This is a genomic window from Burkholderia sp. Ac-20379 (assembly GCF_017104645.1).
Taxonomy (GTDB): Bacteria; Pseudomonadota; Gammaproteobacteria; order Burkholderiales; family Burkholderiaceae; genus Burkholderia.
The window spans coordinates 1-13,474 of record NZ_JAAGPF010000209.1; the positions used below are offsets into that span (position 1 = coordinate 1).

The following is a 13,474-nucleotide window of genomic DNA, read 5'->3' on the forward strand; positions in this document are numbered from 1 at the left end:
AGCGAGTCGGTACCACCCCTTCCCATCCCGAACAGGACCGTGAAACGACTCTACGCCGATGATAGTGCGGATTGCCCGTGTGAAAGTAGGTAATCGTCAGGCTTCCTCCTTCAGAACCCCCGCTGCGTAAGCAGTGGGGGTTTTGTCTTTTCTGCGCCGAATTCCCATCCACCGCGCGCACGGCAATATCCCCAAAGCCCATCGAAATTTTGTTCCAACGGGCAAACTGTCCGACGAAATACTTGCGCACATCGATTGGCGCTGCGATGATCCGACACCAGATCGCGATTCAGACCGTCGCGCCTACACGCAATGGGTCGTAAAACCCAGCCAATTGGCTGAGTTTGAAAGGAGTGTCTAACCCGGTTGTTTCGAGACGGCCTACCGGCTAGGATACTTTTTTAGCACGACCATTCGAAAATCAGTAAGGAGACGTCTTGCATGGACAAGATTTGGCTGAAATCGTACCCCTCCGGCGTGCCAGCCGAAATCGATCCATCGCGCTATCCGACCGTCCCCGATCTGCTGGATGACAGCTTCCGTTCGCATCGCGACCGTACCGCCTTCATTTGTATGGGAAAGGCGCTGACCTACGGCGAAATCGATGCGTTGTCGCGCAAGCTCGGTGCATGGTTTCAGTCGCGCGGCCTGTCGCGCGGTGCGCGCATCGCGATCATGATGCCGAACGTGCTGCAGTATCCGGTCGCGATTGCCGCCGTTCTGCGCGCTGGCTATACCGTCGTCAACGTCAATCCGCTCTATACCCCGCGTGAACTGCAGCATCAGTTGGCCGACAGCGGCGCCGAGGCGATCGTCGTGCTCGAGAATTTCGCCGCGACGCTGCAGGCCGTGATCGCCAACACGTCGGTCAAGCATGTGGTTGTGGCCGCCATGGGCGATCTGCTCGGCATCAAGGGCCTGCTTGTCAATTACGTGGTGCGCAGCGTCAAGAAGATGGTGCCGGCCTGGCAATTGCCGGCCTTCACACGCTTCAACGCGGCGCTCGCCGAAGGCGGGCGCCAGACGTTCACGCCGCCGGCACTCGGGCCGAACGACGTCGCGTTCCTGCAATACACGGGCGGCACGACTGGCGTGGCCAAGGGCGCAACCCTGCTGCACCGGAACATCGTCGCGAACGTGCTGCAATCGGAAGCCTGGCACGCCCCGGCCTATACGAAGCTGCCGAGCGGTCAAACCCAGTTCTTCACCGTGGCGGCGTTGCCGCTGTATCACGTGTTCGCGCTGACCGTGTGCGGTTTCCTGACGATGCGCACTGGCGGCACCGGCCTGCTGATCCCGAATCCGCGGGACATCGCCGGCATGATCAAGGAGCTGAAGCGCTATCCGGTGTCGACGTTCCCGGCCGTCAACACGCTCTACAACGCGATGTTGAACCATCCCGATTTCGACCAGCTCGACCTGTCGCGGCTGGCCGTGGCCAACGGCGGCGGGATGGCGATCCAGGAAAGCGTCGCGAAGCGCTGGTACGACAAGACCCATACGCCGATCGTCGAAGGTTACGGTCTGTCGGAAACCTCGCCGGTGGTCAGCTGCAATCCGGTCACGGCCACCGAATATACGGGCACGATCGGCTTGCCGCTGCCGTCGACCGAAATCTCGATCCGCGACGACGACGGTATCGAAGTCGCGCTGGGCCAGCCTGGCGAGATCTGCATCCGCGGCCCGCAGGTGATGGCCGGCTACTGGAATCGCCCGGACGAAACGGCCAAGGTGATGATGGCCGACGGTTACTTCAAATCGGGCGACATCGGCGTGATGGATGCGCGCGGCTACGTGAAGATCGTCGATCGCAAGAAGGACATGATTCTGGTGTCCGGCTTCAACGTCTATCCGAACGAAGTCGAGGATGTCGTTTCGTCGCATCCGGGCGTGTTCGAGGTGGCGGCGGTGGGGGTGCCCGACGAGCATTCCGGCGAGGCCGTGAAGCTGTTCGTCGTGAAGAAGGATCCGGCGCTGACCGACGCGGATATCGCCGCCTTCTGCAAGGAACGGCTGACGGGCTACAAGCGTCCGCGGTTTATCGAATTCCGCACGGAGCTGCCGAAGACCAACGTCGGCAAAATCCTGCGTCGCGAGCTGCGTGACGGCAAAGCCTGAACGAAGCCGACAACGGGCAGGAACACAGCGGGCGCCAGCAATGGCGCCCGTTTTCGTTTGAGGCGCCAAGCGGCCGAAGCAGGCCGACGCGAGGACAAGAAAAAAGCGCCCCGCAGGGCGCTTTCGAGGGTGAAACGGCTGTTATTACACGCTTGTTCGTCAAAACTTGTGACGGATGCCGACCTGCGCGGACACCTGATTCGGCGTGGCCGATGCCGTGATGTTGTTGATCGCGGCGACCGCGCGATTGCCTGTCGAATCGTAGCCCAGTGCATGCTGATAGACGCCGATCGCATACAGATCGGTGCGCTTTGACAGGAAATAGTCGACGCCCAGGTTGACCTGATGATACTGCGCCGCCGATTGCCCATTGACCTTCGAGCCGCGCGTGTAGTCGTACGCGATGCCGGCCAGCAGCGCCGGGGTCAGCTGGTACTTGAAGTTCGCTTCGACGTTGTTGAACACCGCGTCGCCGCGCAGGTTCAGCGGGTTCAGGTTGGCGCCGGCCGTCGAGCCGACCGCGTCGAAACGCGTGTAGCTGTAGGTCAGGCCGAGCGTGGCCGCGCCGATCGAATAGGCGCCGGCGGCCGCCACGATTTCCAGCGTGTTGGCCGACGCATAGCCGCGATAGACCGGGCTGGTCATGTTCAGGCCGCTCGTTGTCGCGGCCGTGTTCGAATTCGGGTTGTTGCCGAAGAACGAGTAGTTCGGGTTGCGCGCGTTGACGTAACCCACGCCGAGCGCGAGCGGGCCGTTGTTGTAGCCGGCGCCGGCCGAGAAGATCTGGTTGCGGCCCGGCTGGCCGGCCACGCCGCCCAGGCTGTACAGGCCGCCGAACTGGAAGCCGCCGTACACGGGGCTGGTGTACTTGATCGCGTTGTTCACGCGGTTGGCGTTGTTCATGTTGTCGAGGTCGCCCGGGTGCGCGCCGATATAGCCGGCCCACTGGCTGCCGGTCGCGAGCGCGCCGGTGTAATCGACCACGGAATCGTACTGGCGGCCCAGCGTGACCTTGCCGAACGCGTCGCTCGACAGGCCCACGAAGGCTTGCCGGCCGAACTCGCCGCCGCCCTGGCCGAGCGCGCCGCTCGACACGCTGAAGCCGTTCTCGAGCACGAAGATGGCCTTCAGCCCGCCGCCGAGATCCTCGACGCCCTTCAGGCCCCAGCGGCTGCCTTGCAGCACGCCGCTCGACTGCTGCCACTGGCGTGCGCCGTTCGAATTGTTGTTGAACAGGATGCCGGCATCGATGATGCCGTACAGCGTGACGCTGCTCTGCGCGTGGACCGCGCCAGCAAACGCACTCAGCGCGACGAGCGCGAAAAGCGACTTTTTCATTCGACGATCTCCAAGGATTACAGAATGATTTTTATCTGGCGGGGCGTTTGCTTTTGAATGGTTCGGTGCCCCGCTTCACTTCTGAGTAGCCGCTCGTACTGTAGCGCAAGGCATTTTCACGAAAAAGGAAAAGGCCGACGCGACATGGCGCATGTCCTCTTTTGGCAACAATGGTTAAAATCGGGGGTTTACCGCAATGTTCGCGGCAGAATTGGATCAGTTAACGGAACAAACAACTGACGAAACCCCTGCGGCGAGTGGCTGACCGGAGATCCCGAATGCTGTTCGATGAACTGATTAACGAATTCGACCGAGGCCTGCGCGCGATCGCCGGCGTGAGCCGCATGACGCGCCCCGTGCCGCTGCCCGACGGCGACGCCTTGCCGGAATTGAGTGCCGAAGAGCGCAAGCACGCGGCAGGGCTGATGCGCGTCAACCACGTGGGCGAGGTATGCGCGCAGGCGCTGTATCAGGCCCAGAAGCTGTCCACGTCGTCGCCGTCGCTGAAGGCGCTGTTCGAGGAATCGGCGCGCGAGGAGGAGGATCATCTCGCCTGGACCATGCATCGCCTCACATCTCTCGATTCGCGCCCGAGCCTGCTGAACCCGCTCTGGTTCGGCGGCGCCATGGCGATCGGCCTGGTGGCGGGGCGGCTCGGCGACAAGGCGAGCCTCGGCTTCATGGCCGAGACGGAGCGCCAGGTCGAGCAGCATCTCGACAGCCATCTGTCCGAGCTGCCGGCGGCCGATTCGGCCTCGCGCGCGATCGTCGAACAGATGCGCGACGACGAGGCCAAGCATGGCCGCACGGCCAGCGATGCGGGCGGCGCCGAGTTGCCGGTTCCGGCGCGTTGGCTGATGCAGGCGGCCTCGAAAGTCATGACGAGGACTGCCTACTATCTCTGAGTATCCGGTGGGATGCGAAACCGCTCGCATCCCACCGCCTTCATCGCTCGATCGGGACTTTCCCGCCGCCTTAACCCCCGCCATCACGCCAGCTTGCACGCGCCTTTTCACGTATCACATCCACAACTCGCGCTAGTCCGTTAATTTCAAACGAATTTCGGTTTCAGGGCCAGCGTGAAGAGGTGAACGTAAGTCCTTGTTCTAACTAACAAAATTCGTCAAAAAATCGTCCGCCGCCCTTGACCGTCCCTGACCCTTCCTCTAAAGTGGGAAACAGTGTGAGGAAGTGTATTTTTGTGTGATTTGGCAGGCAGTTCCGGTTAGATTCTCAGCCAATATCGGGTGTCGAGACACCCCGAACGGGAGAGCGGAAAGTGTTCCAAGGGGCGTCGGCGCTGACGCTCGATGCGAAAGGGCGGATGTCGGTCCCTTCTCGCTATCGCGAGGCGCTGCAAGGACAGGCAGAAGGACGGGTGACTGTGACCAAGCACCCGGACGGCTGCCTGTTGCTGTTTCCGCGCCCCGAATGGGAAGTTTTCCGCGCCAAGATCGCCGCCTTGCCGATGGACGCGCACTGGTGGCGCCGCATTTTTCTCGGCAACGCGTCGGATGTCGATCTCGACAGCGCGGGCCGCATTCTCGTATCGCCTGAGCTGCGCATGGCAGCCGGGCTGGAAAAGGAAGTCATGTTGTTGGGAATGGGTAGTCACTTCGAGCTGTGGGATTCGCAAACCTACATCGCGAAGGAGCAGGCGGCGATGGCGCAGGGCATGCCCGATGCGCTGAAGAATTTCACCTTCTGATTGCGGTGACGGAGACGCCCGCGATGGGAAATGAATTTCAGCACCGGACGGTGCTGCTCGACGAAGCGGTCGACGCGCTCGTGACGCGGCCCGACGGCGTTTATGTGGACGGCACGTTCGGCCGCGGCGGCCACAGCCGCGCGGTGCTCGGCCGGCTGGCCGAAGGCGGCCGCCTGATCGCCTTCGACAAGGATCCGCTCGCGATCGCGACGGCGCAGCAGGTCGGCGACGCGCGCTTCTCGATCGTGCACGACAGTTTTGCGTCGCTCGGCGGCGCGCTCGCCGAACGCGGCGTGCCGCGCGTGACGGGCGTGTTGCTGGATCTGGGCGTGTCTTCGCCGCAGATCGACGATCCCGAGCGCGGTTTCAGTTTCCGCGCGAACGGCCCGCTCGACATGCGCATGGATACGACTCGTGGCGAATCGGCGGCCGACTGGCTGGCCCGCGCGCCGTTGCAGGAACTGACGGAGGTGATACGCGATTATGGGGAAGAACGGTTTGCTTTTCAGATTGCAAAGGCGCTTGTTGCTCGCCGGGCAGAATCCGAGCGCCTTGGTCCCCTCGACAGCACGGGCGAGCTTGCCCAAATCGTGGGTCACGCCGTCAAGACACGCGAGAAAGGCAAGGATCCGGCAACCCGCACCTTTCAGGCTATACGGATTCACGTCAATCAAGAGCTTGCGGACCTCCAAGTCGTTCTAGAGGCCGCATTGTCGTCGTTGGAGCAAGGGGGGCGGCTGGTCGTGATCAGCTTTCATTCGCTCGAGGATCGGATCGTCAAACGCTTCATGCAGGCGCATGCGAGTGCGCCTGCGGTCGATCGCCGTCTGCCGATCCGTGCAGTCGATCTCCCGTCGCCGCCGCTCAAGCTGCTCGGCCGCAAGTTCCCGAGCGACGCCGAAGTCGCCGCGAATCCGCGCGCCCGGTCCGCCGTGATGCGCATCGCGGAGCGCGTCGCGCCATGAACCGCCTCAATATCTTCCTGCTGATCGTCGTGATGGGCTGTGCCCTGTCGGTCGTCAATTCGACCAATCAGCAACGGCAGATCTTCTTCCAGTTGCAGCGTGCGCAATCGCAGGAGCACCAGCTCCAGCAGGATTACGCGCAACTGCAATATCAGCAGAGCGCGCTGTCCAAGACGTCGCGCATCGAGCAGCTCGCCAACGATTCGCTGAAGATGCAGCCGATCGTCACCGGCCGCACCCAGTACCTGACGCTGCCCCCGGGCGCCGTGAAGGCCGTCGATACGCCGCTGCCGAGCTCGTCGGCCGCCGGCGATCAGGGGAGCCGGCGATGAAGCAGCGCCAGTCGAACGTGAAATTCACGTCCAGCCCGGTCCTGTCGGTGCATCTGCCGATGTGGCGCTCGAAGCTCGTCGTGTTCATGCTGTTCATGGCCTTCGTCGCGCTGGCCGCGCGCGCCTTCTGGATCCAGGGGCCGGGCAACGCGTTCTATCAGAAGCAGGGCGAAAGCCGCTATCAGCGCACGCTCGAACTGCCGGCCACGCGCGGCAAGATCCTCGATCGCAACGGCCTCGTGCTCGCGACCAGCCTGCCCGTGCGCGCGATCTGGGCGATTCCCGAAGCGGTGCCGGACGATCTCGGCGCGGGCAAGCTCGACCAGCTCGGCAAGCTGCTCGATATGAGCACGCCCGAGCTGCGCCGCAAGCTGTCGGGCGACCGCAGCTTCGCCTATGTGAAGCGGCAGGTGCCGATCGACGTGGCCGACAAGGTCGCCGCGCTCGACATCCCCGGCATCTACGCGCGCAACGAATACAAGCGTTTCTATCCGGAAGGCGAGATCACCGCGCATCTGATCGGCTTCACGAACGTCGAGGACGAAGGCCAGGAAGGCGTCGAGCTGGCCGACCAGAAGCTGCTGGCCGGCGTGCCGGGCAGCCGTCACGTGATCAAGGATCGCGTTGGCCATATCGTCGAGGACGTCGACGAGCAACAGCCGCCGCACAACGGCACCGACGTCGATCTGTCGATCGACAGCAAGATCCAATACGTCACGTACGCGAACCTGAAGGCCGCGGTCGAGAAGTTCCACGCCAAGGCGGGCGCGGCGATGGTGGTCGACGTGCGCACCGGCGAGGTGCTGGCGCTCGTCAACTACCCGACCTACAACCCGAACGACCGTTCGCACCTGACCGGCGAGCAGTTGCGCAACCGCGCGCTGACCGACACGTTCGAGCCGGGCTCGATCATGAAGCCGTTCACGATTTCGCTCGCGCTCGATCTGCACCGCGTGTCGCCGAACACGCTGGTCGACACCGGCAACGGCCACTTCGTGCTCGACGGCGCGCCGATCAGCGATGACGCCGGCTTCGGCGTGCTGACGGTGGGCGGCGTGATCCAGAAATCGAGCAACATCGGCGCGACCAAGATCGCGATGACGATGCGGCCCGAGGAAATGTGGAATATGTATACGAGCATCGGCCTCGGCCAGGCGCCGAAGGTCGGCTTTCCCGGCGCGGTGGCCGGCCGTCTGCGGCCGTGGAAGAGCTGGCGCCGGATCGAGCAGGCCACCATGTCGTACGGCTATGGCCTGTCGGTGTCGCTGTTCCAGCTCGCGCATGCCTACACGGCCATCGCCCACGACGGCGAGCTGATGCCGCTGTCGCTGTTCAAGACCGACGACAAGCAGCCGCCGCAAGGCCCGCAGGTGTTTTCGCCCACCACGGCGCGCGAAGTGCGCGAAATGCTCGAAAGTGTCGTGACGAAAAACGGCACGTCGCCGGATGCGGCGGTGCCCGGCTATCGCGTCGGCGGCAAGAGCGGCACGGCGTACAAGCAGGTCGGCCGCGGCTACGACCACAAGAAATACCGCGCGTCGTTCGTCGGCATGGCGCCGATGCCGAACCCGCGCATCGTGGTGGCCGTCTCGGTGGACGAGCCGACCGCCGGCAGCCACTTCGGCGGCCAGGTGTCCGGCCCCGTGTTTTCGACGATCGTCGGCGACACGCTGCGCGCGCTGAACGTGCCGCCGAACATGCCGGTCAAGCAACTGGTCGTGAACGACGACACGCCGAAGGAGCCCGCCGCGCCGAAGGCCGGCGCCGAGCGGCTCGCGGCCCTGCCGGCGCATCACATGGTGGTGTCGAGCAACGCGCACAACCGCGCCGGAGTCGTGCGATGAGCGCCGTACGCAGCGCCCATCCGGCGCACGCCCGAATCGCAGCCGCGCTCGCGTGGCTGCGTGCGCATTTGCAGCCCGGCGCGAACCTGCATTCCGATTCGCGCGCGGTGCAGCCGGGCGACGGGTTTCTCGCCTATGCCGTGGACGGCGTCGACAACCGTCAGCACATCGCCGGCGCGCTGTCGCGCGGCGCGGCCGCCGTGCTGGTGCAACCCGAAGGCTTCGCCGTCGACACGCTCGACGCGGCCGTCACGCACGCCGTGCCTGAACTCGGCGCGCTGGCCGGCGAGATCGCGAGCGGCTGGTACGGCGACCCGAGCGATGCCATGCTCGCGATCGGCGTGACCGGCACCAACGGCAAGACGTCCTGCACGCAATGGATCGCGACGGCGCTCAGCGCGCTGCGTACGCCGTGCGCGCTGATCGGCACGCTCGGCAGCGGCATGCCGGGCCGGCTGGTCGCCACCGGCTTCACGACGCCCGACGCGCCGCAACTGCAGCGCAGCCTCGCGCAATTGCGCGGCGAAGGCGCACAAGCCGTGGCGATGGAGGTGTCGTCGCATGCGCTGCAGCAAGGCCGCGTCAACGGCACGGCGTTCGACGTTGCCGTGTTCACGAACCTGACGCAGGATCATCTCGATTACCACGGCACCTTCGAGGCCTACGAGGCTGCGAAGGCGAAGCTGTTTGCCTGGCGCGGGCTGCGTCATGCGGTGGTCAACCGCGACGATGCGGCGGGCGAACGTTTGCTCGCGGCGCTGGCCGGCCACACGCCCACCGTGGCGTACGGCATCGGCGATCGCGCCGGCGCGCCGGCCGCCCACCGCGAACTGATCGCGCACGACGTGCGCGCCACCGCCACCGGCACGGCGTTCCGCCTGGCGTCGTCGTGGGGCAAGGCCGACGTCGAGGTCGCCACGCTCGGCCTGTTCAACGTCAGCAACCTGCTGGCCGTGCTCGGCACGCTGCTGGTGGCCGACGTGCCGTTCGACGCGGCGCTCGCCGAACTGCGCAAGCTCGAATCGGTGAACGGCCGCATGCAGCGGCTCGGCGGCCGGATCGCGAGCGACGAACCGCTCGTCGTCGTCGATTACGCGCACACGCCCGACGCGCTCGAAAAGACGCTCGAGGCGCTGCGCCCGATCGCGGCGGCCCGTGGCGGCGCGCTGGTCTGCATGTTCGGCTGCGGCGGCGATCGCGACACCACCAAGCGTCCGCTGATGGGCGGCATCGCCGAGCGGCTGGCCGATCGCGTCGTCGTGACGAGCGACAACCCGCGCAGCGAAGCGCCGCTCGCCATCATCGGCCAGATCGCCGCCGGCATGCGCGCGCCCGACGCCGCGCAACGCATCGAGGATCGCGCCAGCGCGATCCTGCAGGCCGTGCGCGGCGCGGCACGCGAGGACGTCGTGCTGCTCGCCGGCAAAGGCCACGAAGCCACACAGGAAATCATGGGCAAGAAACGCGAATTCTCGGATCAGGATCATGCGCGCCTCGCATTGGCGGCGCGCGCGACGCACGCACACGGGAGCAGCGAATGACGATGCTGACCCTGCGCGAAGCCGCCGAGCTGATTCCGGGCGCAACCGTCGCCGGCGACGGGAACATCGCGTTCTCGCGCGTGTCCACTGACAGCCGTACGGCCGGCGAAGGCGATCTGTTCGTCGCGCTGAAGGGCGATCGCTTCGACGCGCACGATTTTCTCGCCGACGTCGCCGCACGCGGCGCGAGCGCGGCGCTGGTGTCGCGCGGCGACGCGCCGGCCTCGCTGGCCCAACTGAAGGTGGCGGACACGCGCGTGGCGCTCGGCGCGCTCGCACACGGCTGGCGCCGGCGCTTCACGGGGCCGCTGGTCGCCGTGACGGGCAGCAACGGCAAGACCACCGTCAAGGAAATGATCGCGTCGGTGTTCGCGGCGGCGGTGGGCAAGGACGCCCGGCTGTCGACGGCCGGCAACTTCAACAACGACATCGGCCTGCCGCTCACGTTGTTGCGGCTCACGCCGGCGCACCGGCTCGCCGTGATCGAACTGGGGATGAATCATCCCGGCGAGACGCAGACGCTCGCGAAGATCGCCGCGCCCACGGTCGCGCTCGTCAACAACGCGCAGCGCGAGCATCAGGAATTCATGGCGACGGTCGAGGCCGTCGCGCTGGAACACGCGTCGGTGATCCACGCGCTGACGCCGGACGGCGTCGCGGTGTTTCCGGCCGACGACAAATACGCCGGAATCTGGCGCGTCGCGGCAACCGGCAACCGGGTCGTCGATTTCGCGCTGAACGACGGCGTGAGCACGACCGAGGCCGCGGTGACGGGCACGATGCAGGGCGGCGTGCTGGCCATCGCAACGCCGGCCGGCCCGCTCGAGGTGCGCTTGCAGGCGCTGGGCGCGCATAACGCACGCAACGCGCTGGCCGCCACGGCGGCGGCGCTCGCGGCGAACGTGCCGCTCGACGCGATCCGCGCCGGCCTCGAAGCGTTCGAGCCGGTGAAGGGCCGCCTGCAGGTCAAGCATGCGACGGTCGCATCGCTGGCCGGCGCGACCGTGATCGACGACAGCTACAACGCGAATCCCGATTCGATGCGCGCCGCGATCGACGTGCTGGCGCAGCAAGCCGCACCGCGCGTGCTGGTGATTGGCGAAATGGGCGAAGTGGGCGACGAAGGCCCGGCATTCCATCGCGAGATCGGCGCGTATGCGCGCGAGCGCGGCGTCGACGCGCTGTACGCCACGGGCGACGCCACGCGCGACGCCTGCGCCGCCTACGGCCCGGCTGCGCAGCATTTCGGCGAAATCGGCGCGCTGCTCGCGGCGCTCGACGCCGCCGGCTATGGCGCGGCGGCCACGGTGCTGGTGAAGGGCTCGCGTTACATGAAGATGGAGCGCGTGGTCGACGCGCTGACGAATCAACCCGCGACGGGCGCGACGCCCGACGCACACTGAGAAGGAAGTAAGCAATGTTGCTGGCGCTGGCGCAATGGCTGCAAGGAGACGCAAGCTTTTTGCGCTTGTTCACGTACCTGACGTTCCGTGCGGTGATGGCTACCATCACCGCGCTTGGCATTGGTCTCGTCTGCGGCCCGTGGGTGATCCGCAAGCTTGCCGAGATGAAGGTCGGTCAGGCGGTGCGCAAGGACGGTCCGCAGACTCACCTCGTCAAGTCGGGCACGCCGACCATGGGCGGCGTGTTGATCCTGATCGGCATCGCGGTCGCCACGCTGCTGTGGGGCGACCTGACGAACCGTTTCATCTGGATCGTGATGCTGGTGACGTTCGGCTTCGGCGTGATCGGCTGGGTGGACGATTACCGCAAGGTCGTCCACAAGGATCCGCGCGGCATGTCCTCGCGCGAGAAGTATTTCTGGCAATCGCTGATCGGCCTGTTTGCGGCGGTCTATCTCGCATTCAGCGTGTCCGAAGCCAGCAATGTGCGCGTGTTCGATCTGTTCATGAGCTGGGTGCGCAGCGGCCTGTCGATGGGCCTGCCGGCGCGCGCCGACCTGATGCTGCCGTTCCTGAAGTCGATCAGCTACCCGCTCGGCGTCTGGGGCTTCATCGCGCTGACGTATTTCGTGATCGTCGGTGCAAGCAACGCCGTGAACCTGACCGACGGCCTCGACGGCCTGGTGATCATGCCGGTGGTGCTGGTGGGGGCGTCGCTCGGCGTGTTCGCCTATGTGATGGGCAGCTCGGTCTATTCGAAATATCTGCTGTTCCCGCATATCGCGGGCGCGGGCGAACTGCTGATCTTCTGTTCGGCGATGGGCGGGGCGGGGCTGGCGTTCCTCTGGTTCAACACCCATCCGGCCCAGGTGTTCATGGGCGATGTGGGCGCGCTGGCGCTCGGCGGCGCGCTCGGCACGGTGGCCGTGATCGTCCGTCAGGAAATCGTGTTGTTCATCATGGGCGGCGTGTTCGTGGCCGAAACGCTGTCGGTCATGCTGCAGGTGACCTGGTTCAAGTACACCAAGCGCCGCTACGGCGAAGGGCGCCGCATCTTCAAGATGGCGCCGCTGCATCACCATTTCGAATTGTCCGGCTGGAAAGAAACGCAGGTGGTCGTGCGTTTCTGGATCATCACGTTGATGCTCTGCCTGTTCGGTTTGACCACTCTCAAATTGCGGTAAAGGGATAGCAAGCGATGTCTGGCGAGATGTTTGGAGATCGGCAGCGGCCGATGGTGCTCGTGCTGGGGCTCGGTGAATCGGGCCTCGCGATCGCGCGTTGGTGCGCGAGGCACGCGTGTCCGCTGCGCGTCGCGGATACGCGCGACACGCCGCCGAATCTTGCCCAATTGCGCGACGCCGTCGCCGAAGCCGAGTTCGTCGGCGGCCCGTTCTCGCCCGCGCTGCTCGACGGCGGCGTGGAACTGGTGGCGCTGAGCCCCGGCCTGTCGCCGCGCGATCCGGCCACCGCCGCGCTGCTCGACGCCGCGCGCGAACGCGGCATTCCCGTGTGGGGCGAACTCGAATTCTTCGCGCGCGCGCTGGCCGCGCTCGGCGCGAACGGCTATGCGCCGAAGGTGCTGGCGATTACCGGCACCAACGGCAAGACCACCACCACCAGCCTGACGGGCCTGCTCTGCGAACGCGCGGGGCGCTCGGTCGCGGTGGCCGGCAACATCAGCCCGGCGATGCTCGACAAGCTGTCGGCCGCGATCGACGCGGCCGCGCTGCCCGACGTGTGGGTGCTCGAACTGTCGAGCTTCCAGCTGGAAAGCGCGGAAAGCTTCGCGCCCGATGCGGCCACCGTCCTGAACATCACGCAGGATCACCTCGACTGGCATGGCGGGTTCGACGCCTACGCGGCCGCGAAGGGCCGGATCTTCGGGCCGCGCACCGTGCGCGTGCTGAACCGCGACGACGCCGAAGTCATGAAGTTCGTGCCGCCCGCCGCGGCCGCCGACGCGCCGCGCGCGGTCACGTTCGGCCTGAACGAGCCGTCGCGCGAGGGCGATTACGGCCTGCTGCGCGAGGGCGGGATCAACTGGCTGGTGGAAGCGATCGATCGCGACGGCCACGACGAGCCGGTGTCGCCGCGCCGTCGCAAGGCCGAGGCGGCCGTGGCGCCCACGCTCGCCCAGAAACGTCTGATGCCGGCCGACGCGCTGCGCATCCGCGGCCTGCACAACGCCGCGAACGCGCTGGCCGCGTTCGCGCTGGCCCGCG

Annotated in this window: 11 protein-coding genes and 1 rRNA gene; 11 read left to right on the forward strand and 1 reads right to left on the reverse strand. The window is 65.8% G+C overall.

Annotated elements, in window-relative coordinates; genetic code table 11:
• Both rrf and G3N92_RS22645 read left to right on the forward strand, forming a co-directional pair.
• Window positions 1-102 (forward strand): 5S ribosomal RNA (rrf, locus tag G3N92_RS22640); the annotation flags it as partial.
• Window positions 103-441: 339 nt separating this feature from the next.
• Window positions 442-2,118 (forward strand): long-chain fatty acid--CoA ligase, encoded by a 1,677-nt coding sequence (locus G3N92_RS22645; RefSeq protein ID WP_206129816.1) that lies wholly within the window; start codon window positions 442-444, stop codon window positions 2,116-2,118.
• Between the two features lie 159 nt (window positions 2,119-2,277).
• Here the strand turns inward: G3N92_RS22645 and G3N92_RS22650 are convergent, their stop codons facing one another.
• A complete protein-coding gene (locus G3N92_RS22650; RefSeq protein ID WP_206129817.1) occupies window positions 2,278-3,456 on the reverse strand; it encodes a porin in 1,179 nt (392 codons plus the stop codon).
• Window positions 3,457-3,734: 278 nt separating this feature from the next.
• Here G3N92_RS22650 and coq7 point away from each other — a divergent pair, with 278 nt between their 5' ends.
• From coq7 to G3N92_RS22695, 9 genes are all read left to right on the forward strand, one after another.
• Window positions 3,735-4,361: a 2-polyprenyl-3-methyl-6-methoxy-1,4-benzoquinone monooxygenase gene (coq7, locus tag G3N92_RS22655; RefSeq protein WP_206129818.1), complete on the forward strand. Its 627-nt coding sequence runs from the start codon at window positions 3,735-3,737 to the stop codon at window positions 4,359-4,361.
• 374 nt (window positions 4,362-4,735) lie between these two features.
• Window positions 4,736-5,164 (forward strand): division/cell wall cluster transcriptional repressor MraZ, encoded by a 429-nt coding sequence (gene mraZ / locus G3N92_RS22660; protein ID WP_206129819.1) that lies wholly within the window; start codon window positions 4,736-4,738, stop codon window positions 5,162-5,164.
• Window positions 5,165-5,187: 23 nt separating this feature from the next.
• Window positions 5,188-6,129 (forward strand): 16S rRNA (cytosine(1402)-N(4))-methyltransferase RsmH, encoded by a 942-nt coding sequence (gene rsmH / locus G3N92_RS22665; protein ID WP_206129820.1) that lies wholly within the window; start codon window positions 5,188-5,190, stop codon window positions 6,127-6,129.
• The gene (ftsL, locus tag G3N92_RS22670; protein ID WP_206129821.1) at window positions 6,126-6,461 is read left to right on the forward strand and encodes a cell division protein FtsL; all 336 of its coding nucleotides are present in this window, start codon (window positions 6,126-6,128) and stop codon (window positions 6,459-6,461) included. The genes rsmH and ftsL overlap by 4 nt, the downstream gene beginning before the upstream one ends.
• Window positions 6,458-8,305 (forward strand): penicillin-binding protein 2, encoded by a 1,848-nt coding sequence (locus G3N92_RS22675; protein ID WP_206129822.1) that lies wholly within the window; start codon window positions 6,458-6,460, stop codon window positions 8,303-8,305. The genes ftsL and G3N92_RS22675 overlap by 4 nt, the downstream gene beginning before the upstream one ends.
• Window positions 8,302-9,846 carry a UDP-N-acetylmuramoyl-L-alanyl-D-glutamate--2,6-diaminopimelate ligase gene (locus G3N92_RS22680; RefSeq protein ID WP_206129823.1) on the forward strand — a complete coding sequence of 515 codons (1,545 nt, stop codon included), beginning with the start codon at window positions 8,302-8,304 and terminating at the stop codon, window positions 9,844-9,846. The genes G3N92_RS22675 and G3N92_RS22680 overlap by 4 nt, the downstream gene beginning before the upstream one ends.
• The gene (gene murF, locus G3N92_RS22685) at window positions 9,843-11,249 is read left to right on the forward strand and encodes a UDP-N-acetylmuramoyl-tripeptide--D-alanyl-D-alanine ligase (RefSeq protein ID WP_206129824.1); all 1,407 of its coding nucleotides are present in this window, start codon (window positions 9,843-9,845) and stop codon (window positions 11,247-11,249) included. The genes G3N92_RS22680 and murF overlap by 4 nt, the downstream gene beginning before the upstream one ends.
• Window positions 11,250-11,263: 14 nt before the next feature.
• The gene (mraY, locus tag G3N92_RS22690; protein WP_206129825.1) at window positions 11,264-12,433 is read left to right on the forward strand and encodes a phospho-N-acetylmuramoyl-pentapeptide-transferase; all 1,170 of its coding nucleotides are present in this window, start codon (window positions 11,264-11,266) and stop codon (window positions 12,431-12,433) included.
• A 26-nt stretch (window positions 12,434-12,459) separates the two neighbouring features.
• Window positions 12,460-13,474: Mur ligase family protein (locus G3N92_RS22695; RefSeq protein ID WP_206129826.1), on the forward strand; the 1,015-nt coding region annotated here is incomplete at its 3' end.

Excerpts from the sequence above, each read along its gene's own strand:
- G3N92_RS22645 (WP_206129816.1), top strand. The coding sequence starts at position 442 with ATGGACAAGATTTGGCTGAAATCGTACCCCTCCGGCGTGCCAGCCGAA.
- G3N92_RS22650 (WP_206129817.1), bottom strand. The coding sequence starts at position 3,456 with ATGAAAAAGTCGCTTTTCGCGCTCGTCGCGCTGAGTGCGTTTGCTGGC.
- coq7 (WP_206129818.1), top strand. The coding sequence starts at position 3,735 with ATGCTGTTCGATGAACTGATTAACGAATTCGACCGAGGCCTGCGCGCG.
- rsmH (WP_206129820.1), top strand. The coding sequence starts at position 5,188 with ATGGGAAATGAATTTCAGCACCGGACGGTGCTGCTCGACGAAGCGGTC.
- ftsL (WP_206129821.1), top strand. The coding sequence starts at position 6,126 with ATGAACCGCCTCAATATCTTCCTGCTGATCGTCGTGATGGGCTGTGCC.
- G3N92_RS22675 (WP_206129822.1), top strand. The coding sequence starts at position 6,458 with ATGAAGCAGCGCCAGTCGAACGTGAAATTCACGTCCAGCCCGGTCCTG.
- G3N92_RS22680 (WP_206129823.1), top strand. The coding sequence starts at position 8,302 with ATGAGCGCCGTACGCAGCGCCCATCCGGCGCACGCCCGAATCGCAGCC.
- murF (WP_206129824.1), top strand. The coding sequence starts at position 9,843 with ATGACGATGCTGACCCTGCGCGAAGCCGCCGAGCTGATTCCGGGCGCA.
- mraY (WP_206129825.1), top strand. The coding sequence starts at position 11,264 with ATGTTGCTGGCGCTGGCGCAATGGCTGCAAGGAGACGCAAGCTTTTTG.